Consider the following 25,338-nt stretch of genomic DNA (forward strand, 5'->3'; position numbering starts at 1 on the left):
TCCCCGCGCAATGGCGAAGCCATTTGTCGCTGGAGGTGCGAGCCGTGCAGCGCAAGGCGCTGCACGGGGAGCCTCGAAGGATGCACGGCCGAGGTGTCGCAGTGGGGCCGTCGCCCTTCGAGGCTCGCCGAGGAGGCGAGCACCTCAGGGTGACGGTGATAGATTTGCTCTACGCCCGAAACAACAGGCATGCATCGCCGTACGAATAGAACCGGTATCCGCTCGCGATCGCGTGCGCATAGGCCTGCTTCATCGTCGCGAGCCCCGCGAAGGCCGACACCAGCATGAACAGCGTCGACTTCGGCAGATGGAAATTCGTCATCAGGACATCGACGGCGCGGAAGCGATAGCCGGGCGTGACGAAGATCGACGTCTCTGCCGCGAAGGGCTGGATCGTGCCGTCCTCGCTCGCGGCGCTTTCGAGCAGGCGCAATGACGTGGTGCCGACGGCGATGATGCGGCCGCCGTTCTTTCGCGCCGCGTTGAGCCGCTCGGCAGTCTCGGCCGAGATGGTGCCCCACTCGGCGTGCATCTTGTGGGCTTCGGTGTCATCCACCTTCACCGGCAGGAACGTCCCTGCGCCGACATGCAGCGTGACGCGGTTGAGACCGACGCTGCGCGCGCGCAGCGCCTGCTCCAGCGCCGGGGTGAAATGCAGCCCGGCGGTGGGCGCAGCGACCGCGCCTTCGTTCTCCGCGAACATGGTCTGATAGTCGGCAAGATCCTGGTCGTCAGGCGTGCGCTTGGAGGCGATGTAGGGCGGCAGCGGCGGGCTGCCGAGATCGGCGATCGCCTGGTCGAGCGCCGGGCCATGAAACGAGAATGACAGCGTCACCTCGCCCTCGCCGCCCTTGGCCTCGACCTCGGCATCGAGATGGCCGAGCAGGCACACCTTGCCCTCGTTACCGAAACGGATGCGATCGCCGGCTGCGAGCTTCTTCGCCGGCTTCACCAGCGCCTGCCAGCGCGAGCCGTCGAGCCGCTTGATCAGGGTCGCCTCGATCTTCGGCTCGGTCTCGCGGCCGATGCGGCGGCCCTTCAGCTGCGCCGCGATCACCTTGGTGTCGTTGACGACGAGTTGGTCGCCCGGCTTCAGCCATTGCGGCAGGTCTGAAATGATCTGGTCGCGCAGCGCGCCATTCTCGACCACCAGCATTTTCGCGGAGTCGCGCGGGCTCGCCGGACGCAACGCGATGCGCTCGGGCGGCAGGTCGAAGTCGAAGAGGTCGGTGCGCATGAGCGCCGTCGCGCCTTAGGTCTTGGCTCGCGTCATTCCGGGGCGATGCGCAGCATCGAACCCGGAATCTCGAGATTCCGGGTTCGCGCTAACGCGCGCCCCGGAATGACCGCTACGCGGTCATTCCTTGTCGGCGGCCATCCGCGCCTTGACGATCTTGTCCGGATTCATCACCGGCTCGCCGCGCTTGATCTTGTCGACGTTCTCCATGCCCTCGGTGACCTTGCCCCACACCGTGTACTGGTTGTCGAGGAAGCGGGCGTCGTCGAAGCAGATGAAGAACTGGCTGTCGCCGGAATCGGGGTTGGCGGCGCGGGCCATCGAGGCGGTGCCGCGCACATGCGGCTCCTTGTTGAACTCGGCCTTCAGCTTCTTGCCGGAGCCGCCGGTGCCGGTGCCGTGCGGACAGCCGGTCTGCGCCATGAAGCCCTCGATCACGCGGTGGAACACGATGCCGTCATAGAAGCCCTCGCGCACGAGCTCCTTGATGCGCGCGACGTGGCCGGGCGCGAGATCTGGCCGCATCTCGATGGTGACGGGGCCCTGCGTGGTCTCGAGGATCAGGGTGTTTTCGGTGACGCTCATGCTCGTCTCTCTTGTGTTGGGGGTGAAGTCTTGTCAGGTGACGTTTTGCGGTTGCGGAACTGGATCGCGAACGGACGTCCCGCGGCGGCGCCGGCCATTGCATCGGTAAATGGCATCGGCGTGCAGCGTTGCAACGCCTCCATCACCGCGATCCGGTATTGCAGCCGGTCATTGTCGGAGGCCTCCGCGGATTCATAGGTAATCCTCGGATGGCCCAGGATGTTTCCGGCCCGGTTAAAGCTCACCACGACGGTGATGTCGAGTGGGCGAGCCTTGGCCGGCGATGGCGGTCTCCAGCAGGTAAGCAAGTGCCGGAAAATGTCCTGGATGGTGTTGACCTGCGCGTCCTCCGCGGCCGTGCTGGAGACTTCGAGCAGCAGCATCGCGGCAACCAGCAGCAGCTTGCCACCGCGGCGCGCCATGGTCGCTCCTATTTGATGTCGGAGGCGACCTGAACCTTCACCATCTTGTCGGGATCGGTGACGGAGCCGCCTGGCGAGCCCGGGGGCGCCTTCTTCAGCTTGTCGACGACGTCCATGCCCTGCACGACCTCACCGATCACGGTGTACTGGCCGTCGAGGCTGCCGCCATCGGCGAACATGATGAAGAACTGCGAGTTGGCGCTGTCGACACTGTCGCCGCGCCGGGCCATGCCAACGATGCCGCGGGCGAAATGCACCTTGGAGAATTCCTGCTTCAGGTTCGGATATTTCGAGCCGCCGGTGCCGTTGAAATTCTGGCCGTCGCCCGTCTGCGCCATGAAGCCGTCCATCACGCGATGAAACGGCACGTTGTTGTAGAAACCCTCCCGCGCGAGCTGCTTGATGCGCTCGGCATGCTGCGGCGCGATGTCGGTCCTGAGCTTGATGACGATGCGGCCCTTGGTGCTGTCGATGACGATGGCGTTGGCCTTGTCGAGGTTCGCCGGCAATTGCTGCGCCACCGCCGGCACCGCGAACAGGAGCGCGGCAAGAACTGCGAGAATTCGGATCATGACAACTCCGGTCAGGATGAGAAGGAAGCGGGCCGTTATCCGGCGAATTTGGCCTTGAGCTGTACCGCGACCTGCGGCGGGACGAAGGCCGAGACATCCCCGCCCATGCCGGCGATCTGGCGCACCAAAGTGGCGGTGATCGGGCGGACCATGGGAGAGGCCGGCAGGAAGACCGTATGCACCTCGGGCGCCATCGCCTCGTTCATGCCGGCGAGCTGCATCTCGTAGTCGAGGTCGGTGCCGTCGCGCAGGCCCCGGATCATGATCGTGGCGCCGTGCTTGCGCGCCGAGGTAACCGACAGATCGTCGAAGGTCACAGCCTCGAGCACGCAGCCAGCCTGGGCTGCCACGGGCCCGCAGACGTCATGGAGCATCTTCAACCGCTCCTCGGTCGAGAACAGCGGCTTCTTGCCCGGGTGCACCCCGATCGCGACCACGAGCCTGTCGCACAGCGAAGCGCTGTGCCGGACCACGTCCAGGTGGCCGTTGGTGATGGGATCGAAGGAACCGGGATAGAAGGCAATGCGCGGCATGGCTCCCTCCTACCGCGCCCGGCCCGGCCCGGCAAGCCGGGCAGGTTCCTTGCCCGTTTCTTGCCCGTTTCTTGCCCGCTTCCTGGCACGTCGCCCGGGAATGTCTCGCTGGACGTGTCGGCAATGGCTGGTTTGTTTCGTCCCCGGGGCAGCCACGAAACAAAACGGAGCGAGAACGAAACCATTTCCCGCATCGGCGAAGACGTCCGGAAACTGGCCATGGTTACTAATCCGGTCAACGAATGACGGGCCGCACACCGGGCGTGAGCGGCCGCATCACAGGGGACCGTCAATGATCAAGACCCTTTCAGCGATCGCACTCTCTGCATGTGTTGCCGGAGCGCTCACCCTCCTGCCCGGCTTTGCCCCCACCGTCGAAGCCAGCGTGCCGCAGCCGCTGGCCAAGAGCGACCGGCTCGACATCCGCACCATCGGAAAGGACTGCTCGCAGCAGGCCTGGCCGAACTTCGAGGCCTCCTGCCTGCGCACCGCCGGCACGAAGACCAATGTCCGCGAGGCGCGCCTCGTGACTGCCGATCGGACCCCGTAGGCCCTGTCAGATTCGCGTCAGCTAACCCCTTCCAGGCCCGTTCCAGTAGCAATTTGCGGCGTACCTTTGCAGACTGTTTGATGTTCGCGCCCCTCGGAAATGGTCCGTTGGGCGCGATTGCTTTGGGGGCGCATTTGTCCCGTACGTCCGTGAAGGAGTCGCCATAGTGCAGACCGCCCGCGCTGCACGAGGCAGCACGAATGTCCAACGATCCGCCTCTGCAGTTGAAGCCACGGCTGGCAATCTCGGTCGATCAGGCGCAAGCGATCGTCCGTCATGCAATTCCCCATGCGGCGGTGCAGGACGTGATCGAACTGCATGGCGGAGAGATCGGTACCGTCCTGGAAATCGCGGTGACGGATTCGCCCGCCTGCGTACTCAAGGCCTACCCTGCATCGCTGCAGTGGAAGATGGCGAAGGAGATCTACGTTCTGGGGCTTCTTCGTGACGTCAACGTAGTCGTTCCCAGCGTACTGTTCGCCGACGACACGAGATCGGTGATCGACCACAACTACGTTCTCATGACCAAGCTCGATGGTGCGGTGCTCGGCCGACGAGAGGCAGCGCTGACGGCCTCACAATTGTTCGACATCTATGCGGAGATGGGCGCGGCTCTGCGCAGGATCAATGACGTGACCCTCGACAGTTTCGGCTATATCGGCCCGAGCGGCGTCTGGACGGCATATCCGAGCAATCATGCCTACATGTCCGCGCAGTTCGACAAGAAGCTGAAGGAGTTTTGCACGCTTGGGGGAGATCCCGCGCTTGCCGAGCGGCTCCGACGCGATCTCGCAGGTCGTAAGCATCTGTTCGACGCGGCAGCCAGCCCCAGCCTGTGCCACTACGACTTTCACGCCGGAAACATTTTGGTCACGTCGCAGGGCGAGCCTCGCCTGTCGGGAATTGTCGATTTCGAGAATGCGACGTCCGGCGATCCGCTGATGGATATCGCGAAGGCGATATATTATTTCACGCCCGAGGATGCGCCGAAGCGAGATGGACTGCTCGCGGGCTATGGCGAAATCGAACGCCCCGACTGGCAGGAAACACTCGATCTCTACCGCGTGTATTGCACGCTCGAATTATGGTGCTGGATGGCGCAGATCGGCAAGCGGGAGGCGCTTACGCGTCTTTCCAATGAGCTGGCGAATGCCAGATGCGACGGCGGTGTCCGCTAGTCTAGGCGCGATTCGCGCTCCCGGCCGATTCCGTGACGCGCTCGACCGAGACGACGTCTCGCCGCACGCAGCCTCGTGGCAAAGCCGACGTTCCGCCTGCGATCGCTGACTGGTGGAGTTCGACGTGATGGCCTACCTGGGAGTGTGCGACATTCGAGCGCAACTGAATCTTGTCTGGCTCCGTCGCCAGACATGCGCAGCAACAAATTCCAACGTCCTTTCGATCGGTTAGCTTCGGTATTTTAGAAATTCTAAGAATGCTTCCAATTTTGACGTTTCGAGCGATTCAAAATTCGATCACCTCGACACCCCGGATATCGACCATCTAACACGCGCAAGGGTGCGAGGTCGCGTGAGGTCAGAATGATCATCCCGCCGGCGCGGCGATCGCCGGATGGGGTGCTGACATGGACTGCGCTGAACACGACCTGCATGGTCGTGCGGATCATCTTTCGAGTAACACTTTCAAGAACACCACGAGCTTACTCGCACTCGGCTGCTTGCTGATGGCGGCCACGCCTGGCAACGCGCAGAGCGCCGGCCCGTCCACCTTGCCGCCGGTGACGGTCGACGCTCCCGTTCAACGCGCTCAACGTCCGGTGCAGCCGCGACGCGACGCCACGGCGCGAGGCAATGCAAGCCGGCGCCCCGCTCAGCAGAGCAGCTCATCGCAGCAGCCCGCGCCTTCCGCACTGGTGGGGACCGCAGCGCGCGTCAATGCCGGGACCAAAGGCTTCCTCGCGACGCGAGCCTCCGGCGCGACCAAGACGGATTCACCGATCATCTCGACGCCGGCATCGATCGCCGTCATCACCCGCGACGAAATCGACGTGCGGCGCGCACAGAGCGTCCGCGATCTCATGCGCTACGCACCCGGCATCTATTTCAGCGACGATACCGACTTTCGCTTCCAGGAGGTCAGGGCGCGTGGATTCACCGTCGAGCAATATCTGGACGGTTTGCGCCTGCGGGGCGGACCGTTCGGCTTTCCGCGCATCGATCCCTATCTTATCGAACGCGCGGAACTCATCACTGGACCAGCGTCGATCCTGTACGGTGCGGCCTCGCCGGGCGGCATCCTCAACATGGTGAGCAAGCGCCCGACCGAAAATGCCTTCGGCGAGGTCTCGCTGCAAACCGGCTCGTTCGACCGCATTCAGGGTGCGTTCGACGTTGGCGGCCCCGTGGACAAGGACAAGACCCTGCTCTATCGGATCACCGGGATCGGGCTCAACGCCAACACGCAGGTCGACAATATCGGCGAGCAAAGGTTCGCGATTGCGCCAGCCTGGACCTGGCGTCCGAATGTCGACACGACGATCACCTTCCTGACCAGCTACCGGCAGGACCCGAAGGGCGGCGCTTTCGCACTGTTGCCGATCCAGGGCACGCTGGTGCCCGGCACCTACGGGCAAATTCCGAGGAATTTCTTCGCCGGCGACCTCAACTATGAGAGCCTCAAATACAAGCAGGCAACCGCCGGCTACGAATTCGAGCACCGCTTCGACGACGTCTTCACCGTGCGGCAGAACGTGCGCTATCTGCACAATGAGCTCAACTATGTCGAAGTGCAGCCCAGCGCCTTCACGACGACGGGCGCCGGTGCCACGCTTCGGTTGGTCGACGGCCGTACCATCAGGCGGAACTTCTTCTCGACCAACGAGAATCTCGACACGTTTGCCGCCGACAACCAGCTCCAGGCCAAATTCAACATGGGACCGTTGCAGCACACCGTGCTCGCCGGCTTCGACTACCAGCGATTCGACTTCAACAACTTCGCCCGCTTCGCCGCTACCAACACACTCGACATTCTGGCACCGAATTACACCCAGAACATCCTGGTTCCGACCGCGCCGTTCCAGAACCTCGACCAGCACCTGCAACAGCGCGGCCTCTATGTTCAGGACGAGGCGAAGCTCGGGCGGCTGACCGTGCTCGGCGGCATCCGCTACGACTGGGCCGAGGGCAACACGCTGGCCCAAAATACCGGCGTGCGCGTCCTCAACGACGATCAGAAACCGACCGGTCGTATCGGCGCGATCTACAATTTTGATAGCGGCGTCGCGCCCTATGTCAGTTACTCGACGTCATTCCAACCGACCAGCGTCGGCACGCTGGTCAACGGCCAGCCCGGCAAACCAACCACCGGCGAGCAGTATGAGGCCGGGGTAAAATACCAGCCGGTCGGCACCAATTTGATGTTCACGGCTGCCATCTACGACCTCAAGCAGCGGAATGTCCTGACCACCATCACCGGCCCCGGCGTTCCGCCCAACACCACCGCACAGATCGGCGAGGTCAGCTCGCGCGGCTTCGAGGGATCGGTGGTCGGAAGCCCCCTGCCCGGCCTGAGCCTGCGTGGGCAATATACCTATCTCGACAACCGGATCACCGCGCCCCAGGACGCCGATTTCGGCAAGCGGCTCGCCCTCACGCCGATGCACACGGCCTCGCTGTGGGCCAACTACGTGGTGCAAAACGGCCTGGCTGCCGGCTTTGGCTTCGGCGGCGGCGTCCGATACATTCACGAGATGTACACGACCAATGCGAACAACCTTACCGTTCCCACCATCGTTCCCGGCGTCTCCGTGCCCGCCAATGTGATCCCGGCCAGCACTGTATTCGACGCAGCGCTCTCCTACGATTTCGGAATGCGGCGCAAGGAGTGGATGGGCCTGAGCGCGGCGCTGAACGTCAACAACGTGTTCGACAAGACCTATGTCTCGTTCTGCACGGCCGGTGGTTGCCGCTGGGCGCTGGGACGAACGGTGTTGGGGACGCTGACCTACCGGTGGTGATGGGAATGACGGCACAGTCAGTCAAATGGTGGTCACTGGTCCACAAATGGACCAGCCTGATCTGCACGCTGTTCCTGCTGATGTTGTGCATCACCGGGCTGCCTCTGATCTTTCATGACGAGATCGACGACCTCTTCAAGTCGGAGGCCTCAGCCCGGAATCTCCCGGCGGATACTCCGCAAGCTCCGCTAAGCCGGCTGATCGACGCCGCCAAAGCGCGCTATCCGCAGCGTTACCTTCAAGTGCTCGGATGGGACGATGATCGTGCCAACGTCGTCAACGTGTTCCTCTCGAGTACGCCGGAAGCGCCCCCCGGGCAGCGCTTCCTGAAGCTATCGTTCGATTCTAGAACCGCGGAGCTGATCGGTGAGGACGCGCAGCAGGGCGGCCTGATGAGCGCGATCCGCATATTCCACCGCGACATGTTCCTGGGGTTGCCGGGTGAACTGTTTCTCGGCGTCATGGGCCTGCTGTTCGTCGTAGCGATCGTTTCCGGCATCGTGCTGTACGCGCCCTTCATGCGTCGGCTCAGCTTCGGCGCTGTGCGTCGTGCGGGCGCTCCGCGGGTCAAATGGCTCGACCTGCATAATTTGATCGGCGGGGTGGCGCTGGTGTGGCTGCTCGCCGTCGGCATCACCGGTGTCATCAACACGATATCCTTACCGCTGTTTTCCGCTTGGCGCGCGGAGGTGATGCCGGAACTGATCGCGCCGCATTTGGGCAAGTCGCCGCTTGGAAAATGGGCCGACGTCGATGACGTCGCGGCGACGGCACGCCGGGCGATCGACGGCAATACGCCGGCCAGCATCATCTTTCCGACGGTCGCGCGGTTCGGGACACCACGGCACTTCATCGTCTGGACCAAGGGATCGACGCCAATCACCTCGCGCCTGTTCACGCCCGCGATGCTGGACGCCGAAACTGGGCAGCTCGTCACCGCGCAGGGCCTGCCGTGGTATCTCCGGGCGTTGCAGGTGTCACGCCCGCTGCATTTCGGGGATTACGGCGGCCTGCCGCTCAAGATCATCTGGGCGCTTCTCGACATCGCCGCCATCGTCGTGCTCGCGAGCGGCGTCTATCTCTGGCTCGGCAGGCGCAAATCACCTCGGATCACCACGCGCGCGCAGGACCGGCCGCCTGCCGCAGCGACATCCGGAATTCGTCCATGACTCGCAAGCGCCACACCACGGGCGAGATCTTTCGCTGGCCGCTCCTGCTCGGAGTGCTCATCCTTGTCGGGCTGGCGTCAGCGCTGTTCGGAGACGATGGCTGGGACGCGCTGTCCTGGGCAGCACTGGCAATTCCGCTAGCCGTGCTCGGCTGGAAGGCATCGCGCCGGCCGCATCTTCCACGATCATAGGCCGGACACCGGCACGTCGCGCCATGCCGGTCCTGTCAAATCGATTGCAGCCGTCGACAGGGAACCGAGAGCTGACGGGATCTGCTTGAGCTACGAGCCGTTCCCGTTCTCGCCATTGCCGCTCTCCGCCTCTTCCGTGATGTGCTCGACCGACACCACATGCTCGTCCTCGGCGGTGTCGAACACGATCACGCCCTGGGTCGAGCGGCCGGCGATGCGGATGCCTTCGACCGGGCAGCGGATCAGCTGACCCTTGTCGGTGACCAGCATGATCTGGTCGGCATCCTCCACCGGGAAGGAAGCCACCAGATTGCCGTTGCGGTTGTTGACGCTCATGGCGACGATGCCTTTGCCGCCGCGGCCGGTGGTGCGGTACTCGTAGGACGAGGTCCGCTTGCCGTAGCCGTTGACGGAGACGGTCAGCACGACCTGCTCGGCCGCCGACATCTCGACATAGCGCTCCTGCGGCAGCTGGAAGCTGCCGGACGTCTCCTCGGCCTCGGCATCGGCCGGAACCTCTTCCGCCACGGCTTCGCCGGCCACCGCTCGGCGCATCTTCAGGTACGCCGAGCGCTCGTCCGAGGTGGTTTCGACGTGGCGCAGGATCGCCAGCGAGATCACCTTGTCGCCCTCGGCAAGCGCGATGCCACGCACGCCCATCGAGGTTCGCCCGGTGAACACGCGCACGTCGGTGACGGGGAAGCGGATGCACTGGCCGCCGGCCGCCGTCAGCAGCACGTCGTCGCGCTCGGTGCAGATCTGCACGTCGACGATCGCCTCGTTGTCGTCGAGCTTCATCGCGATGATGCCGGAGCGGCGGACGTCGACGAAGTCGGACAGCTTGTTGCGGCGGACGTTGCCGCCGGTGGTGGCGAACATCACGTCGAGATTGCCCCAGGTCGATTCATCCTCCGGCAGCGGCATGATGGTGGTGATGCGCTCGCCCTGCTCCAGCGGCAGGATGTTAATCATCGCCTTGCCGCGCGCGTTCGGCGCCGCCATCGGCAGCCGCCAGACCTTTTCCTTGTAGACCTGGCCGCGCGAGGAGAAGAACAGCACCGGCGTGTGCGTGGAGGCCACGAACAGGCGGCTGACGAAATCTTCGTCGCGGGTCTGCATGCCGGAACGGCCCTTGCCGCCGCGGCGCTGGGCTCGGTAGGCTGACAGCGGCACGCGCTTGACGTAGCCGGCGTGGGAGACGGTGACGACCATGTCCTCGCGCTGGATCAGGTCCTCGTCCTCGACCTCGCCTTCCTGCTCCATGATCACGGTGCGGCGCGGCGTGGCGAACTCCGCCTTCACCTCGGCAAGTTCGGTCTTGATGATATCAAGCACGCGCTCGCGCGAGCGCAGGATGTCGAGATAATCGGCGATCTCGCTGGCGAGCTTGTCGAGTTCGTCGCGGATTTCGTCACGGCCGAGTGCGGTCAGGCGCTGAAGGCGCAGATCGAGAATAGCTCTCGCTTGTTCCATCGACAGCCGGATCGTGCCATCCGCACTCATGCGGTGACGCGGATCGTCGATCAGCGTCAGCATGTCCTCGACGTCCCGGGCCGGCCAGTCGCGCGACATCAGGGTGTCGCGGGCGGTGGTCGGGTCGGGCGAGCTCCGGATGACGCGGATCATCTCGTCGATATTGGCGACTGCGATCGCGAGACCGACCAGGATATGCGCCCGATCGCGCGCCTTGGCGAGCAGGTACTTGGTGCGCCGCGTGACGACCCGCTCACGGAAGTCGACGAAGATCGCCAGCAGGTCCTTCAGATGCATGATCCGCGGACGGCCGCTGTCGAGCGCCACCATGTTGACACCGAAGCTCGTCTGCAGCGGCGTGAATCGATACAGCTGGTTCAGCACCACATCCGGCACGGCGTCGCGCTTCAACTCGACGACGACGCGGTAGCCTTCGCGGTCGGATTCATCGCGCAGGTCGCCGATGCCCTCGATCTTCTTTTCCTTCACCAGTTCGGCGATGCGCTCGACCATCGTCGCCTTGTTCACCTGGTACGGAATCTCGGTGATGATGAGCGCCTCGCGCTCCTTGCGGATGGTCTCGATCGCGACCTTGCCGCGCATGACGATCGAGCCGCGGCCGAGGTGATAGGCGGCGCGGATGCCCGCACGTCCGAGAATGACACCGCCGGTCGGGAAGTCAGGTCCCGGCACGATGTTGATCAGTTCTTCAATGGTGAGCGCAGGGTTGTCGATCAGAGCGACGCAGGCATCGATGACCTCGCCGAGATTGTGCGGCGGGATGTTGGTCGCCATGCCGACCGCGATGCCGCCCGCGCCATTGACGAGCAGGTTCGGGAACTTGGCCGGCAGGACCGACGGCTCGGTCTCGTTGTTGTCGTAGTTCGGCTGGAAGTCGACGGTGTCCTTGTCGATGTCGGCCAGCAGGGCCAGCGCCGCCTTCGTCAGGCGCGCCTCGGTGTAACGATAGGCAGCCGCGGGATCACCGTCGACCGAGCCGAAATTGCCCTGGCCGTCGATCAGCGGCACGCGCATCGAGAAATCCTGCGCCATGCGGACCATGGCGTCGTAGATCGACTGGTCGCCGTGCGGGTGATACTTACCGATGACGTCGCCGACCACGCGGGCGGACTTGACGTACTTCTTGTCGGGCGTGTGCCCCTGCTCGTTCATCGAGAACAGGATGCGGCGGTGCACCGGCTTCAGGCCGTCCCGGGCATCGGGCAGCGCGCGCGCCACAATCACGCTCATGGCGTAGTCGAGGTACGACTTCTTCATCTCCTCGAAGATGGAGACGGGGCGAATGTCCGAGGGTTGCGCCGGCTGGTCGCCGGGCTTGTTATCGTCGTCAGCCAAGGGGGAATCCGGTGAGATATTGTCTGGGAATCATATAGCGCATCGGGGGGCGGATAACCACCCTCGCGGCGAGCCGAGAAGCGCTTTTTCCGCTTATTTTTCCAATGGCTTACGGCTTAGAACAGGACATCTCGGACAACCCCGGAAATGCTTCGCGGAACCTTCTCCATGCCCCGGAATCCGCGCAGCCAGGGAGGCCCCGCGAGCCCGTCCGCAGCAGCCGGGAGCCGCGACGGGCCATCTCCTCGGAGTCGGAACGATTTGAGTTCAAGCCGAACATGAAGCGGGCCCGGAAAACCCGAGCCCGCTCCATCGATTAGACAGAATTGCTGACACGAAACGCCAAGCTCCGTCCGCGCGGCGTCTTTCGATCCTCGTCCTCACGAACGAAGTATGCAGGAACGCCCGTCAACTGTGTGTGTTAGTTCGTTGACTTGACTATGGAATCGTCGCCCGGAAGGATTCGTATTGTCAAGCTGGACGATCGATTTGGCCAACACCGCGAGGGAAAAGGCCGGGCGGAACGACCCTCACGCGTCGAACATCCGACAGAGCGCCGTCTCCCGCCGGTCGGCGTGCGCGCTGCGTTCGAGGGAATTCCGGAGCACCTCCGGGTCTCCCACCAAGACGGCAAGGTCCGTGGCACGGGTGATCGCGGTGTAGACGAGCGACCGGTCGAGCAGCCGGGTGGCCTGGACCGGAATGACCACACGCCGGAAGCTGGACCCTTGCGCCTTGTGGACCGTGATGGCGTACGCGAGCGTGAGGTCGTCGAGGGCGCGACCGCCCAGCTCATGGGTGAACCCGTCGAAATCGACCCGAAGGATTGCTCCGTCGATGCTGACAACACGGCCGAGACTGCCGTTGCGCAAGTCGAGCCGATAATCGTTCCGGAGGAACATGACGGGCTCGCCTTCCGCGAAGTGCTTGGTCGGATGCCGGGGCTTGCCCACGGCAAAGATGTCGTGAAAGCGCCGGTTCAGGGCTTCCATCCCGACCGGTCCGGCCTTCACCGCACAAAGGATCCGGAGGTCCTCGGTAAAGCCTCCGAGGTCAGCGACGATGTCGACTATGTCCTCGGTTGCGGCCTTCTCGATTTGGAGATGTGCAACCCCCTGGCGGGCTTGCCCGGCGATCCCGGGCAGAGACGGCAGTCGTCCGGAGCGGACCGCCTGGGCGACGGCTGGGATGCCGGTGGCTTCGGTCTGACGGTAGACCTTCGTCAGCTCAACGGCCGGGATCTCACGTCGATCGATGAGCGCGTGGAGAACCAGCCCGAAGCCGATCGGAGGAAGTTGGCCCGGATCGCCTACCAGCAGGAGCCGGCACCCATCCGGAAGGTGTCGTAGGACGCGGTAGGCGGTCGGCAGGTCGAGCATCGACGCTTCGTCGACCACCACCACGGATTCCGGTCCCAGGCTCACTGTTTGCGCCTCTACGGCCTTTAGGAAGGCAGCGATCGTGGTGGCTGGCCAGCCCGTCGCCTCCCGTATCCGAACCGCAGCCCGACCGGCCAGCGCCATCATGTGCACGGTCCGGCCGAATGCCGTGCATGCGCGGGCAATAGCTCGCAGGACGGTGGTCTTCCCGACGCCGGCGCCGCCCCGGATGATGCCGCAGCGCTGTTGCACGGCAATCCGAACGGCTTCCCGCTGCTCGGCATCGAGGGCGATCCCGAGGTCAGTTGTCTCGAGCCAGCTCTCAAGCTCGGCCGTGGAGACCTCGCGCGCGATCAGATCGCCCATGACCGGTTCCCCGAGCATGGTCCGGATCCGATCGGCGACGTAGCGCTCCATCATGTGGGCACCGGCAGCCTGGAAGCCGTCTCCGACCGCGATCGCGGCCTTTCCCTGGACTGCCAGATCGATGGCCTGCTCCACCACGGTGGTCGTGCACTTCAGGAGACGACGGACCTCTGCGACCAGGTCGCGATGATGCGTCCAGGTGTGGTGCCGCTCCAGCCGGCCGTAGAGCGCGGCCTCGACCGCTGCAACGAGGCGCTGCGGGGCATGCTCGTCGACACCGAGCTGGCGCCCCGCGGCATCCACGACGTTCCAACCGGCGAGCGCCATCATCACGTACGGCGTCTCGCGGAGCTTTGCCGCGGCGTGTTCACCCCAGAGGCGGACGATCTTCTTGGCGAGCCGAGCGTCGAACCTATGCTCGTCCAGCCAAACGACGACATCGCCTTCGGCGAGCTTGGCCTTCCAGGCCTGCGCGAGCATCTCTGCGCGCTCACGGCTCAGAACCGTGGTCAGGCGCTCAACGTCACCGTTGCCAAGGACGGCGTAAAGCCGCTCGCCGAACGTCTCCCACAGCCGGGACGCAGTTGCGTATCCGATGCCTTCGAAAACAGGATCCTCGGCTAGGTGGCGGACAAGCGTGCCTCCCGAGTTAACCGGTTTCTCGCGAGCGGCCTTTGATGCTTGAAAGCTGCTCATGGACCGTGCATCCTCCGAATCGGCCGTCTCGCCGGACCTGCCACAGGGTCAAAGTGGACATTATTTCAAATTGCCTTGGATCGACCGTCATATCCAGGTCGGTGCGTAATCTGTGGACATCGGCCGCTGATATGAACAGGTGGATCCTTTGACCGCTATCCCCTTGACTGAATCTGCCCTCACGTCCGTTAAGCGTGCGGTCAGGCAGGACTATCCGAACCACAAATCATCCCATCTGACTGAGGCGATCGCAGCCGCCTGCGGCTTTGCAAGTCATGCAGCGCTGCGGGCCCGCATGTTGGAGCGTGCGCCGGCGCATCCGGACTTTGCATTGCTCGAGGAATCGCCGTTCCTGAGCCGTCTCGCGGCGGTGACGGGTGTCCCGATATCGGATGAAGACCTCCGTGGATTCTCCTTCGATCACCTCAACTACGAGGGTGCGGACGTGATTCCGACCGCGTCCAAGGGGGCCGCCAAGGTGAAGTACGACGGGTCGCGCAGGCGGCGGGCGTGGCGCAATGTGATGGTGGCCGGGATCAATGCCGGCATCGACCAGGGACTGTTTACGCCACGAGCCGGAGAAAACAGCTGGTCCCAGCCGGATCCGAGGTTTGGAGACAATCCTCGAACGTACCGCTTTATGATCGAGGATATTCCGGCCATTGCCAGCGTTCACGACGCGGGTTGGGACGAGCTGTCAATCCACGTTGCGCTGTGGCCGACGATCGAGGGCGAACGCTGGGTCCGAACGGCGAATGGCGGCTTCCTGGCGGGCGAGGTGTTTGCATCCGGGTGGCTTGAGCGGCGTGATGGTGCGTGGCTCCAGGTGGGAAATGATCCCGAATTTAGTTGCCGGAAGCAGCGCCTGGATCTGATCGCCGCGCTGGATATCCGCCCCAAGGGTTATGCGGATCGCGGCAGTTTTAGGTTTTGAGGCTATCATCGCGATCAGTCCCCGGAGGACGCTATCATGGCCGCTGTCACCATCCGCAACCTCTCGGAGGAGGCGCATCGCGCCCTGAAAGTCCGTGCAGCGCAACACAATCGCAGCGTGGAAGCGGAAATGCGCGCCATTCTGGAGGCCGCCGTGCGTCCCGAGGGCCGGCTGCGGCTCGGCACCGTCCTTTCGGAGATGAGCCGGAAGATCGGCCTCACCAATGCCGATGTTGAGGCACTCGAACATGGCCACGGCGCCGTGCCGCCGAGCCGCTGCGCTTCGAATGATCCTGCTCGATACGCTGCGCGACTGCATACCGCCGTGCTCGCTCCGGCAAGGGGCAGCCCGCGCCACGCCCGCTTCGCGGGCCCGTGTCGCTCCTTGCCTTTCGCTGCGCGCGGCGGTCCTGCTGATCGCGGGTCGGCTCCGAGGGACGGTCAGGCGCCAGTCTCTCCAAGGGACGGGATCTCACCGGGACACCCGTCGCCCAGTCTCGACCATGATGTCCTCGACCTGTTCGAGGTGTCTCAGCTTTTCACGAAGGCCGGCGTTTTCGGCGCGTAGGGACGCATTCTGCTGCTCGAGCGTCAAAATGCGCTGGTCACGGCGATCGGATTTTACGATCGGCTTCTCGTCACCGCCGGCGTCCGCCAGGCCCAATTGCTGGAGCGCATCGTCGAGAAGCCGCTTGGCCGCCGGATTTTTGTAGAGAACCTGCCGATCGAAGCCACAGGCGAGCGCGATCGCCGAAAAATTAGCCTTGCCGCCCCGCTCCGGAAGCTTGCGACCTTCTTGTCGAAGGCTCTCGAGAAAGCCCTGCAGGCGCTCGACGTTTTCGGCGCCGATCTCGCTTCCAGATTTTTGGGTCGCCATGGAGACACCTCAGTCGGTCCGACCGCGATCGTTCTCCTGAAGAGGCGCATCAAGCTGCTCGACAGTCAACCGGTGCAAATAGGCGTTGTGCCTCCACCGTGCGAACCGCGCCTCCAAGATCTCAATCCGCTTGCGCAAGCCTTCAACGACTTCGCCGATGTCCTGCGTGAACTTGGCCATGCGCTGGTAGTCTGCATCAACCCGGCTGCGCCGGAGCTTCCGCCCGAGCTTAGCGTTCTTCAGCTCTTCCTTCTTGTGCTGGAAGGCCAGCTTGATCTTGCTGTGGGAGCCGAGTGCCTGGCGGGTCCAATTACGTCCGAGCCGTTGCTCGACAGCCTCGACGACGTCCTCCCAGCCCATCTCGGGGCGCGACCATTCTTCAATGATCGTGCGAATGATGTTCTCATCCGCCTTACTGATATGGACACGCCGTCCGCGAGCGCCGCGGCGCGCAGTGGTTCGGGGCACCCGGCCAGCGCCGGGTTGCTTGCCCAAACCTTCAAGGATTCGTTTTGCCATCAAGTCCTTCGCCGAAGGATCGAAGGGATAAGCTGATTCTGCCCGAGTCTCGAAGGGGTCTTGCGATGAAGGATTCAACACGACAAAACCTCCCTGCACGCGGGCGTCAGACGCCCGTCGTCAACCACACCTGGGATTTTGAAGTCGCTACGGCCCGAAGAACTTTCTGACCACTGCCGTGGCCTCCGGATCTCCGACATCGATCTGCTCGGCGAAGTCTGGAAACGCCTCGAGGTGTTCTTCCTCGAACGGCTTCGCACCGAATTTCATCACTAGCCTGCCGACGGCATAGGCCTGATCCTTGGCCATGCGAGCGGCGGTACCATCCAGGCCACCCAGGGTCGCCAGCGCGTGTTTCGTCAGCGCAAAGGCGCGCGGATCCATACCGATTATTTCGACGGGCGAGCCGTCGCGCGCGACCGTGGTGGCGGAGACCGGCGCGAGGTCCAGAAGGCAGTGCAGCACCGAGATCTGCTCCTTGGACGCCTCCGAAAGGCGATCTATCGCCCGACGAACCGACTGCTGGGTGTGCAGGTCAACGTGGAAGCCGTGGCTGTTCTTGATTAATGGAGTGGGCCCGTGGAGCGTGAAGGACTTGTCAGCGCGCTGAATGACGGGAAGTAGCTCTTCCAAGGCTTCTTGACGGCTTTCCGCCGACGACAGGAGGTCCAGGTCGCCCTGGGGTTTAATCACCATCGGCAGCATGGCGCAGGCGTAAGCTTCGTAAAGAGAAAGAGCCGCGCTGCCGATCACCATCAGCTTCGGCCCGAGCAAATCGTTTGTGCCTAGTGCGCGCAGCACGTCGCAGGCGATCGGCTCCAACCGGCCGATCCGCAACGCCCGTCCTACCCGGATCAGCGGCAAAAGCTCCCGCGTCCATTCGGCGACGGCCTTATCGACCTCGGTTCGACCGCGGTCGAACTCGGCCTTCTTCTTCTCGGTCTCCGGCGACCGACGTCCGAGCGAGTTCATCTGCTTTTTGCCGGTGACAGGGTCGGTCCAATAGCTCGTGAGGTATTCGTACCCTCTGACCTTCTTCCAGCCCATCGCGCCCCGATACAGTTCCTGTTGCTTCATCAGGAAGACGCATTGGCGCCAGATCTCCCGGACATCTTCGAGATGCCGGATCTGGGCGCGGTCCATCGGAGTGGGTTCGAGATCGGCCATTTTTCTACCGAAAACGGAAACATAATACTATGAGGTAGAAGAAATTGCAACCATTCCTCGTGAGCGGCTGGACTTTCCGCGGCGAGTTACACATATTACAGTTATGGCGAGTGCTGGAGATGGAGTCCTGCCGTGGCCGAAGCGATGACACGACTGAAGGTCGAGGCGATCGAGCGCGAGGAAGCCCGCAAGGGAGCAAACTTCCTCGAGCGAGCGATTGCGCTTGAGCACGCCGGGCTGTTTCTCACGAGTGCCAATGGCAAGAAGGTGACGGTGGAGATGCCGCCGACCCTGATGCTCGTGCTGAAAACGCTGCTGAGGACGTTGGCCGATACCGGCGAAGCGCTCGTCTTGTCTCCCGACCTGGAGATTTCACCGGAGAAAGCCGCCGAGATTCTCGGTATTTCGCGGCCCCTCGTCTATCAGCGCATGGATGCGGGCAAACTCCCGTTTCGTTCGGTCGGGACACATCGCCGGGTCCGCGTAGACGATGTCGTGAACCTGAAGAAGGCTGAGGACGAGCGGCGCGCGCTCGCGGCGGCCCTTTCGGCTGACACCGAGGATCTCGAAGCAAACTATGCAAAGCCCGGTCAAAGCTCTTCTTGACGCGAACGTCCTCTATTCGAACCACCTTCGTAATCTACTGCTCCAATTGGCTCAGAACGACCTCTTCCAGGTCAAGTGGAGCGGGGGGATCGAGGAGGAATGGCTGCGCAATATGGAGCCGCGCACGCGAGAGCGCATTGAGGCGCACACTCTTCCGCTCATAAGACAGGGCTTTCCGGATGCCATCGTGACGGGGTTCGATCCGAACCACGTCATCGGAAAGACGGATGTGAAAGACCGCCATGTCGCATCGGCGGCCGCGGCAATCGCGCCCTGTGTCCTCGTGACGAACAATCTGCAGGATTTTGATTTCGAGGCACTGAAGGCACTTGGGGTGCAGGTGCAATCGCCCGACGAATTTCTAACAGCGTTGGCTATTTCGAAGCCCGAAGTGATGGAGGCCGCAACGCGCGAAGCCGCGGCGAACCTCACGAAGTCCAATCCGACGTGGGAGGACTATTTGACCCAACTTGCGACAGGATGCGGCTTACCGAAGTTTGTCGATTGCCTCCGTTCCAGCCCTGGCGTCGCGCCGGCCACCGCACCATAGCGGGACGCCTGTTACAGCGTTCGGGGATCAGACTGATGATGCCAACGGAGCGTCGTAGGACCGTGCTTGCGCTTGGAGACGAGAGTCGTCACCGATATCTGGATGAATTAGGAAGGGAGCTATTCGATGGGGGAAGCCAAGCGACGGAAAATGAGAGAGGCCGAGCTCGGGCCCGTCGTCTACCACCACACCAGCACCCTCCGGACGAACCTGCTTTGGATGTCGGGGGTCATCGAGGTTGAGGGGCAATCGCGGTGGCCAGCGTTTCATCCGAAGCTGGGCGAAATTCGAACAGACGCGCTGATGCGCCGGGCAATGAAGGATTTTCCGCCAGTCGCCTGGTTCACGTCCGAGATCGACATCCCAAATTGCCTCAGGAACACGAGGGTTTTCCTGACGGATAATAAGACCGGTGAAATCCGCTATGAGGAGGAAGAGACGGGCCGGCAGCTATCCGACGTTCTCGCCCTAAACCGCGTCGCGATCGGCTTCAGGCTCTCGGAAAACTCCTCCATCGTGCCCTGGCGCGATCACCCGGGATATCTCACCTCGGAGGGAGCAGAGCTGAACGAAACGGCTCGCGATGTCGGCGACGACCCCGACAAATGGTACGTCTCCGAGCAACCGATCGATCTGCTCAAGTCGGTTCAAATATGGTCTTCGCGAAGCGTGACAAATCCCAAACTGGAGCGCTGGGACTGGTACCTGAAAGACGTGCACAACATGGTTCGGGGCTGTCGCACCAATAACGGCATGTACATCCCGCCAACCTGGCTGAAAGACGAGGAGGCTCGTGCACTCGCCCGAGCGATGGGCATGCCGGCCATTTCCGGAGCTGCCGATATATCGACCCTGCCGAAGTGACCACCTCCGCCGAAGGGCGCTTTCTGGGACGAAGTTCAAATCGCTGTCCGAGCAAAGGTGCTCGGGCTTTCCAGGGATCAGGGCGCCTGCCCCCGAGCGCCTTCGTCTCCGGCTCTTCCTTGGCACCGTCGTGCTCGCCCGCAAGGGACGCTTCGCTCTACGCCCTTGCGTGCTGCGCGCGCCGTTGCCTGCGGGACGCCTGCGACGGCGGCTCCGGGGATCAGACTGATGATGCCGGCGGACCGTCGTAGGACGACGTGTTTGAGGTCGGACGGAGCGTTTCCAAGGTGGCGCAGATCGCGTCCTGCCTCCCGCGATCAGCCTTGGGAGGGCTCATCCTCCTTTGGCTCATCCCCTACCTGCACCAAGGTGCCATCCGGAATGTCCGGATCGTTGTGGACCGCAAGCGCCTTCTCCAAGCCAGCCACGATCTTCCGATTGTGGTCCACGTAGTTTGAGGCGCCATACGTCTCTTCGCTGACCTCCTTCTCGGACTCGGCGAGCATGGCTTTCTGCTCCTGGAGCATCTGCTGCGTCCGAGCAATGTGCTTGGAATCTCCCTTGATGATTAGGTGCTCGCCGCAATCGGCACAGCCGCCGTGCTTATGGCACGGCGCAAGCGTCCAGTCCTGGAAGCACATGCCGATGTCCGTCGTGTGTGCGGTGGCAAAGCGGGCCTTCAGGAACTCGTCACGCTCGACCGGCGGCAAGCGTTTGAAGGTCTCGGCCACCGACCCCATCACGGCCCCGGTTTTGAGGACTTCGCGGGTCGTTTCGGCAAGCGCCATGCCGCTCATATGGTCGTATACTGAGTTTTGGTGAAGGTTCTTTCGGCCCGACCAGCGCGCGATATCGAGCTGAGAGACGCCTCCTTCCTGTGCGAGCGTGTTCAGATAGTGCCGAACGGCATGGCTGCGGAGGTTGTAGGGTTTGCCGTGCTCGTCGCGCAGGTCCAGCCGTTCGAACACCGATTTCACATAACCGGATCCGGTCAGGAACGTTCGCATGTGCCGGTCGGAGAAGATCGTCACGATTGACTCGAAGTTGTTGCGAACCGGATGGAAGAAATTCAGGGGCAGCAGGAGCAGGTATTCTTCCAGCGACCGAGGAGCGTCTGGCGGCAACTTGGGCTGCAGCTCCAGTATCTTTTGCTCGATGTCGCCCAAGCGGTAGACGCATTGGGGAATTCCGGGCTGGCCGGGCAGTTTGCGCCGTTCTTTCGGCTCCACGCCCCAAGTATGCAGCGTGAGGCGGCCGGCGTTGAAGGTTGAGACGCCGAGAAGATTGGGTAAATCGCGTGACCACACCTCCGTTTCGGGATCCGCCAGTCGCCAGGGCGGAGGCAGGAATGCCCTCCCAGGGTGCTGTGCCATCCACTTGGCAACGTCACGCGCCGGCTGCGTGATCCGGGTGATGTCGGCGATCGCCTTTTTGGCGACATCGACCATGGCGGTTGGGATCCACTTGATCGAATCCGGGTATCCCTTCGATCCGCCGTACGCGATGCCGAAATTCTCGACCTGCTGTCCTGAGGCATCAAGCACCGGCTCCCCGTTGGAGGTGGCCTTTTCCGTGCGGATGCAGTCCACCCCAAGGTTCAAAACCTCGTTGATGCGCCAAGGCGCACAGAACAGAAGTTCCAGGATACGCGCGCGCAAAATGTCCGTATCGAGCGTCACCATGGAGGTCATCGCGATGATTGCGTCGATGACCTCCTCGTTGGCCATCTTCTCGGCGCGGCGGGATCTTGCCTGATCATCGATACGGGACCCGATATCGTCCTCGCGACTGATCGGATTCCGGAAGGAGATGATCGCCTTGGTGAGTGCCCGATCGTTCAAAAACTTCGCAATCTCGACGAGCGCGCCGGCCTGAGAGTAAGCGGAAGTCCGCCTCATCCGCCCCTCGAGCAACCGAGCCGCCCGAGCAAAATGCTCGGAGGTCAGCTCGGCAGGGTCATAGTTCCGATCGGATAGAACCTCGTAGAGAGCCTTGCTGGCATCGACGACCTTGGTGTGGGACCCGAAGGGCCGCGCGAACTCGCGCAGAACGACGATCGAGCGGATTAGGTTGCCAAACGGGCGAGCCATGACTTCGCGGCCGTCCTCGCTGGCACGGCCCTTACCGCGGGTCATGAAGTACAGCTTCCGCACCTGGGCGGAGGTCGGCCTGAGCTTCCGGGTGGACGTGATATCCCAGACTGGCGCGTCGAAATCGACGTCGGGACCGAACGCCTGGAGCTTCCGCGCATGCTCGACGAGCGCGCTCATATTGGTGCGGCAATCTCTTTCGATCCGAGACGGAAGGATGAGAATTTCGGCGCTGGTCGTGCGACTGCTAGGCCGGCGGGGGTTAGCCTTCGACCGCGGCGCTGGCGAAACGGGAACGGTCATTCCGCAGCTCCTTCACACAGGGTTACGACCTCGGCGACCGCCAGAATGGTCGCATCGTGAAGGCGGACGATCTGCGGGTCCCGACCGTCTTTCTCGCGCCGATCGCGCTCGGCGCAGAGCCAATCAAGCATTTCGCGGTGCGGACCGTTCTTCCAGGGCTGAAACTTTTCGCAGGTGTAGCAGGAGATCGGCGCGTAGAGGCCGCAGGCGCCGGCGCCGCACGTCCCCAAGTTGCCGTTACGCTCCGGCGTCTGGCCCGGCCGCCGACGAAACCAGGGAATACGCTTTGCCGGGTTGCCGCCGTTGACGGCCTCACTCTCGTCCACGACCAGGCGGCCCATGAAGGCGTCGGCGAGCGGCGCCAGCTTCAACGCCAAGGCGGCATCGAGCCGCTGAACCTGGTTCGAGCGCGTCTCGTAATAGACCTGGACGGTCTGCAGGTCTGAATGGTCGAGCATCATGGCGAGCTCGACCGGAAAGGCTCCTTCCTCGACGGCGCGGGTCGCAAATGTGCGACGAAAGCGCCGCGCGGTCACGATGAGATCACCACCCGTCCGATGCGACTTGACCCCGAGCTTACGAACCGCGTTCTTGAGCATGTCAGTGATGTCACTAGGAATAACGTGCATCGCGTATTCGCGAAGTTGCCCGCGAAGATCCAATCGCGGTCGAGAAGCCACAAACAACGGATGGGCGTACTCTTCAGACCAGCGCGCCGCCTTACGTCGTGACATGTTCTGATCAATGAGAGCCGCGACCAGGGGCCCAATTTCGTCGTTCAAAATCTCTGGATGAAACTGAGCGCGGAATTCCTCATCTCCCTTTTTGATCCGGGGCACGTAGAGCATGTGCTGGATGCGACCCGTCCCGTGCTCGACAATAGGCTTATAATCTTCCTCCCGCAGGAGCGCGTAGGCCAACGGATTGCAGCCGAGGCCGATCGCCAGCCACAACGCCGTGCGTTCCTTGAGATCAAGAACCGATGAACTCGCCGAGGCCCGGAGCGCAGTCGTCAACGCGATGAATTCGAGTTCGTCAAAGGCCCCCTTCTCGGGATCCCTGGTGCGAACGGCGTGTCCCACCACATTGTGTTCGATCACAAGATCGTCGAGCCTTGTTGCAGTCTCGGGTGAGAATTGCCGAAGCCCTTGCTGTGCGCACCATCGATACCAGGCACGAACATAGCCCAACCGGTAATCGGCAAGGCGCGGGATTTGCCGGAGTTCGCTTATAAGACGCTCATCGATATCCGCACCGTTCTCAGCACAGGCCCTGAGATGTTCAGAACGATGCAAATAGACCAGGGCGTCGAAGGTATTGGTGACGTGATCCACCGATGTCGCTTGAACGAGTTCGGCCAAGTACAGGGCAATGCTGGCCAACAAACCGGCGGACTGGACGTTCAACCTACGAAAATTAAGAGCTTCTGGTCTAAGAGAATTTAGCTTCCACACCCACCCGGTCGCATCGACCTCGATGCCGGCGCGGTCGTAGATGACGCCCTGGCTGGGAAAATGGCCATTGCCAGCGTCTTTGGCCACCTGCTTGGAAATCATTGCTCAACCTCGCGGGTGCTCTTGTCCTGCATCTTGAGCATGACCGTCCGAGCCCGCCTGCGGATCCGACGACCCTGGTAGTGGTCGCCTTGCTCGGAGGTGCGTGTCCACCCCTGGCTCTGGTTGCGGGCGTGCTTTTCCATCGCTTCGGGCAGGTCGAGTTCCTCGGCACCATCGCCAAATCTATCGTTCCATGTGTGACGAAGGACATGGGTGGTGAACTTGGCTGGGATACCCGGCACCTTCTCACGCAGTTGCGTGTACATGTAGGTCACGGTTGAGATGGAGATCGGCCTGCCTTGCTGCGAGAGGAACACGTACGGCAACTTCTTTGCCCCAGGCACTCTCTTACGGGTGCCAAGGATGTAACTGTTCAGCGCACGTACCAGCCTCGGTGTCAGTGGCACCGGATGAGCTAGCGTCTTTGTTCTCGGCGGGTTTTTACGCGGATCCTCGACGTCATCCGGCCGACGATGGACGATGAGCATCGGCTCATCACCATGAAGTTGGAGGTCACGCCCCTTTGCGATCAGCGCCTCAGACTTGCGCAGGCCGGCATCGTAGTAGAGCAACCAGAGCGCGTAATTGCGCTCCTGGTCCGAGGGCCTGAAGGGGTTGCTTGGATCGCCAGGCGTGATGGCCTTGAGGAAGAGTTCGCGATCGGTGTCGCTCAAACCCTCGCGCGTTACCTGCTTGGGAACTCGGATTTTGCCGACAATGGCCTTCCTGAAGTCGGCAAGACGCAGTCTGGCCTCGGCGAGCCGACTATCTCGTACCGACATCCGACTAATGGCATTATCCGCGTGGAATGAAACGTAGTCGCGAATGGCCTGGCACCGAGTTTTCCAGGTCGAACCCGCAACAACCGACTTGCCCTTGCGTTCACCTTCGGTCTGGCGTCTGCGGTGATGGAGGTTGACGCGCAGTTCGGACCGCAAAGCGGCCAGCTCCTCGCGGCTGAAGAGGTCGAAGCTCTCGATCCTCTGGCGCAGATCGATTCCGCAGCATGCGGCCCAATTGTGCAGCATGCAGACCGCTAGCATCTGCCTTTCCATGGTGCTCAGCGCCATGGACGTCGGGCGCAGATGCACGACGCAGTAAAGATTTGGCCAATCGACCGGCAATTCCTGCGAGTCGACGGTGAAAGTGAACAGATCACCTTCGAGGAGACGAATGGTCTTGGTGTGGAAAGGCGGGATTTCCTGCCACATCGGAAGAGATACTCAGGTCGTTGATGATGGACCCAAAAATCTCACGAGCCACCCGAAAAGCTCTAATTGCAAAGCATCGGGCCGCAATTCTGCAGCTAACCATCAGAACGGGCGAAGGATTTGCTCTCTAACTTTACAAACCATAGAAAATGGAAGG

General features: G+C 62.6%; 22 protein-coding genes and 1 pseudogene. 10 read left to right on the top strand and 13 right to left on the bottom strand.

Annotated features, from left to right (window positions below; genetic code table 11):
* Positions 1-169 precede the first annotated feature (169 nt).
* The 5 genes from queA to coaD form a co-directional block, all read right to left on the bottom strand.
* Positions 170-1,237 carry a tRNA preQ1(34) S-adenosylmethionine ribosyltransferase-isomerase QueA gene (gene queA / locus EDE08_RS10715; RefSeq protein WP_131868830.1) on the bottom strand — a complete coding sequence of 356 codons (1,068 nt, stop codon included), beginning with the start codon at positions 1,235-1,237 and terminating at the stop codon, positions 170-172.
* Positions 1,238-1,357: 120 nt separating this feature from the next.
* On the bottom strand, positions 1,358-1,822 hold the full coding sequence (locus tag EDE08_RS10720; RefSeq protein WP_028180549.1) for a peptidylprolyl isomerase: 465 nt from the start codon (positions 1,820-1,822) through the stop codon (positions 1,358-1,360).
* Positions 1,819-2,244, bottom strand: coding sequence for a UCP034077 family protein (locus EDE08_RS10725; RefSeq protein WP_131868831.1), 426 nt, complete (start codon positions 2,242-2,244; stop codon positions 1,819-1,821). The genes EDE08_RS10720 and EDE08_RS10725 overlap by 4 nt, the downstream gene beginning before the upstream one ends.
* Positions 2,245-2,252: 8 nt before the next feature.
* A complete protein-coding gene (locus tag EDE08_RS10730; protein WP_028180551.1) occupies positions 2,253-2,816 on the bottom strand; it encodes a peptidylprolyl isomerase in 564 nt (187 codons plus the stop codon).
* A gap of 35 nt (positions 2,817-2,851) precedes the next feature.
* A complete protein-coding gene (gene coaD / locus EDE08_RS10735) occupies positions 2,852-3,349 on the bottom strand; it encodes a pantetheine-phosphate adenylyltransferase (protein WP_131868832.1) in 498 nt (165 codons plus the stop codon).
* A 292-nt stretch (positions 3,350-3,641) separates the two neighbouring features.
* Here coaD and EDE08_RS10740 point away from each other — a divergent pair, with 292 nt between their 5' ends.
* From EDE08_RS10740 to EDE08_RS10760, 5 genes are all read left to right on the top strand, one after another.
* A complete protein-coding gene (locus EDE08_RS10740; protein WP_061881756.1) occupies positions 3,642-3,899 on the top strand; it encodes a hypothetical protein in 258 nt (85 codons plus the stop codon).
* Positions 3,900-4,099: 200 nt separating this feature from the next.
* The gene (locus EDE08_RS10745; protein ID WP_131868833.1) at positions 4,100-5,077 is read left to right on the top strand and encodes a phosphotransferase family protein; all 978 of its coding nucleotides are present in this window, start codon (positions 4,100-4,102) and stop codon (positions 5,075-5,077) included.
* 506 nt (positions 5,078-5,583) lie between these two features.
* Positions 5,584-7,875 carry a TonB-dependent siderophore receptor gene (locus EDE08_RS10750; RefSeq protein WP_165935793.1) on the top strand — a complete coding sequence of 764 codons (2,292 nt, stop codon included), beginning with the start codon at positions 5,584-5,586 and terminating at the stop codon, positions 7,873-7,875.
* Between the two features lie 5 nt (positions 7,876-7,880).
* Positions 7,881-9,044 (top strand): PepSY-associated TM helix domain-containing protein, encoded by a 1,164-nt coding sequence (locus EDE08_RS10755; protein ID WP_131868835.1) that lies wholly within the window; start codon positions 7,881-7,883, stop codon positions 9,042-9,044.
* Positions 9,041-9,235, top strand: a complete 195-nt coding sequence (locus EDE08_RS10760) for a hypothetical protein (protein WP_028180870.1) — start codon at positions 9,041-9,043, stop codon at positions 9,233-9,235. The genes EDE08_RS10755 and EDE08_RS10760 overlap by 4 nt, the downstream gene beginning before the upstream one ends.
* Before the next feature lie 90 nt (positions 9,236-9,325).
* On the opposite strand, the gene gyrA is transcribed toward EDE08_RS10760, so the two are convergent.
* Together gyrA and EDE08_RS10770 are read right to left on the bottom strand one after the other, a co-directional pair.
* Complete coding sequence (gene gyrA, locus EDE08_RS10765) at positions 9,326-12,064, bottom strand: DNA gyrase subunit A (RefSeq protein WP_131868836.1); 2,739 nt, start codon at positions 12,062-12,064, stop codon at positions 9,326-9,328.
* 530 nt (positions 12,065-12,594) lie between these two features.
* The gene (locus EDE08_RS10770; RefSeq protein WP_131868837.1) at positions 12,595-14,505 is read right to left on the bottom strand and encodes an AAA family ATPase; all 1,911 of its coding nucleotides are present in this window, start codon (positions 14,503-14,505) and stop codon (positions 12,595-12,597) included.
* 148 nt (positions 14,506-14,653) lie between these two features.
* Between EDE08_RS10770 and EDE08_RS10775 the strand changes: the two genes are divergently transcribed.
* Positions 14,654-15,439 (top strand): hypothetical protein, encoded by a 786-nt coding sequence (locus tag EDE08_RS10775; protein ID WP_131868838.1) that lies wholly within the window; start codon positions 14,654-14,656, stop codon positions 15,437-15,439.
* Between the two features lie 36 nt (positions 15,440-15,475).
* Positions 15,476-15,729: pseudogene (locus EDE08_RS39060) on the top strand (FitA-like ribbon-helix-helix domain-containing protein).
* 181 nt (positions 15,730-15,910) lie between these two features.
* Here EDE08_RS39060 and EDE08_RS10785 read toward each other — a convergent pair.
* The 3 genes from EDE08_RS10785 to EDE08_RS10795 form a co-directional block, all read right to left on the bottom strand.
* Positions 15,911-16,315: a VPA1267 family protein gene (locus tag EDE08_RS10785; protein WP_131868839.1), complete on the bottom strand. Its 405-nt coding sequence runs from the start codon at positions 16,313-16,315 to the stop codon at positions 15,911-15,913.
* A gap of 9 nt (positions 16,316-16,324) precedes the next feature.
* Positions 16,325-16,834 carry a hypothetical protein gene (locus EDE08_RS10790; RefSeq protein WP_165942110.1) on the bottom strand — a complete coding sequence of 170 codons (510 nt, stop codon included), beginning with the start codon at positions 16,832-16,834 and terminating at the stop codon, positions 16,325-16,327.
* Between the two features lie 147 nt (positions 16,835-16,981).
* Positions 16,982-18,001: a GSU2403 family nucleotidyltransferase fold protein gene (locus EDE08_RS10795; RefSeq protein WP_131868841.1), complete on the bottom strand. Its 1,020-nt coding sequence runs from the start codon at positions 17,999-18,001 to the stop codon at positions 16,982-16,984.
* Between the two features lie 132 nt (positions 18,002-18,133).
* Between EDE08_RS10795 and EDE08_RS10800 the strand changes: the two genes are divergently transcribed.
* The 3 genes from EDE08_RS10800 to EDE08_RS10810 all read left to right on the top strand — a co-directional run bounded on the left by EDE08_RS10800 (position 18,134) and on the right by EDE08_RS10810 (position 20,021).
* Complete coding sequence (locus tag EDE08_RS10800; protein WP_245524761.1) at positions 18,134-18,607, top strand: helix-turn-helix domain-containing protein; 474 nt, start codon at positions 18,134-18,136, stop codon at positions 18,605-18,607.
* Complete coding sequence (locus tag EDE08_RS10805; protein WP_207912912.1) at positions 18,579-19,157, top strand: VapC50 family PIN domain-containing toxin; 579 nt, start codon at positions 18,579-18,581, stop codon at positions 19,155-19,157. The genes EDE08_RS10800 and EDE08_RS10805 overlap by 29 nt, the downstream gene beginning before the upstream one ends.
* 126 nt (positions 19,158-19,283) lie before the next feature.
* Positions 19,284-20,021 (top strand): hypothetical protein, encoded by a 738-nt coding sequence (locus EDE08_RS10810; protein ID WP_131868842.1) that lies wholly within the window; start codon positions 19,284-19,286, stop codon positions 20,019-20,021.
* A 317-nt stretch (positions 20,022-20,338) separates the two neighbouring features.
* On the opposite strand, the gene EDE08_RS10815 is transcribed toward EDE08_RS10810, so the two are convergent.
* The 3 genes from EDE08_RS10815 to EDE08_RS10825 are packed head-to-tail and all read right to left on the bottom strand — an operon-like array spanning position 20,339 to position 25,181.
* Positions 20,339-22,414, bottom strand: a complete 2,076-nt coding sequence (locus tag EDE08_RS10815; protein WP_131868843.1) for a hypothetical protein — start codon at positions 22,412-22,414, stop codon at positions 20,339-20,341.
* Positions 22,411-23,970, bottom strand: a complete 1,560-nt coding sequence (locus tag EDE08_RS10820) for a tyrosine-type recombinase/integrase (protein ID WP_131868844.1) — start codon at positions 23,968-23,970, stop codon at positions 22,411-22,413. The genes EDE08_RS10815 and EDE08_RS10820 overlap by 4 nt, the downstream gene beginning before the upstream one ends.
* Positions 23,967-25,181: a tyrosine-type recombinase/integrase gene (locus EDE08_RS10825; protein WP_131868845.1), complete on the bottom strand. Its 1,215-nt coding sequence runs from the start codon at positions 25,179-25,181 to the stop codon at positions 23,967-23,969. The genes EDE08_RS10820 and EDE08_RS10825 overlap by 4 nt, the downstream gene beginning before the upstream one ends.
* Positions 25,182-25,338: the final 157 nt, after the last annotated feature.

The organism is Bradyrhizobium sp. R2.2-H (genome assembly GCF_004346455.1).
Taxonomy (GTDB): Bacteria; Pseudomonadota; Alphaproteobacteria; order Rhizobiales; family Xanthobacteraceae; genus Bradyrhizobium; species Bradyrhizobium diversitatis.

Coding starts and splice junctions, on each gene's coding strand:
- EDE08_RS10815 (WP_131868843.1), bottom strand. CDS start 22,414: ATGACCGTTCCCGTTTCGCCAGCGCCGCGGTCGAAGGCTAACCCCCGC.
- EDE08_RS10810 (WP_131868842.1), top strand. CDS start 19,284: ATGGGGGAAGCCAAGCGACGGAAAATGAGAGAGGCCGAGCTCGGGCCC.
- EDE08_RS10785 (WP_131868839.1), bottom strand. CDS start 16,315: ATGGCGACCCAAAAATCTGGAAGCGAGATCGGCGCCGAAAACGTCGAG.
- EDE08_RS10825 (WP_131868845.1), bottom strand. CDS start 25,181: ATGTGGCAGGAAATCCCGCCTTTCCACACCAAGACCATTCGTCTCCTC.
- EDE08_RS10820 (WP_131868844.1), bottom strand. CDS start 23,970: ATGATTTCCAAGCAGGTGGCCAAAGACGCTGGCAATGGCCATTTTCCC.
- EDE08_RS10805 (WP_207912912.1), top strand. CDS start 18,579: ATGCAAAGCCCGGTCAAAGCTCTTCTTGACGCGAACGTCCTCTATTCG.
- EDE08_RS10750 (WP_165935793.1), top strand. CDS start 5,584: ATGGCGGCCACGCCTGGCAACGCGCAGAGCGCCGGCCCGTCCACCTTG.
- EDE08_RS10730 (WP_028180551.1), bottom strand. CDS start 2,816: ATGATCCGAATTCTCGCAGTTCTTGCCGCGCTCCTGTTCGCGGTGCCG.
- EDE08_RS10720 (WP_028180549.1), bottom strand. CDS start 1,822: ATGAGCGTCACCGAAAACACCCTGATCCTCGAGACCACGCAGGGCCCC.
- EDE08_RS10790 (WP_165942110.1), bottom strand. CDS start 16,834: ATGGCAAAACGAATCCTTGAAGGTTTGGGCAAGCAACCCGGCGCTGGC.
- EDE08_RS10755 (WP_131868835.1), top strand. CDS start 7,881: ATGACGGCACAGTCAGTCAAATGGTGGTCACTGGTCCACAAATGGACC.
- queA (WP_131868830.1), bottom strand. CDS start 1,237: ATGCGCACCGACCTCTTCGACTTCGACCTGCCGCCCGAGCGCATCGCG.
- EDE08_RS10760 (WP_028180870.1), top strand. CDS start 9,041: ATGACTCGCAAGCGCCACACCACGGGCGAGATCTTTCGCTGGCCGCTC.
- EDE08_RS10770 (WP_131868837.1), bottom strand. CDS start 14,505: ATGAGCAGCTTTCAAGCATCAAAGGCCGCTCGCGAGAAACCGGTTAAC.
- coaD (WP_131868832.1), bottom strand. CDS start 3,349: ATGCCGCGCATTGCCTTCTATCCCGGTTCCTTCGATCCCATCACCAAC.
- EDE08_RS10795 (WP_131868841.1), bottom strand. CDS start 18,001: ATGGCCGATCTCGAACCCACTCCGATGGACCGCGCCCAGATCCGGCAT.
- EDE08_RS10725 (WP_131868831.1), bottom strand. CDS start 2,244: ATGGCGCGCCGCGGTGGCAAGCTGCTGCTGGTTGCCGCGATGCTGCTG.
- EDE08_RS10745 (WP_131868833.1), top strand. CDS start 4,100: ATGTCCAACGATCCGCCTCTGCAGTTGAAGCCACGGCTGGCAATCTCG.
- EDE08_RS10740 (WP_061881756.1), top strand. CDS start 3,642: ATGATCAAGACCCTTTCAGCGATCGCACTCTCTGCATGTGTTGCCGGA.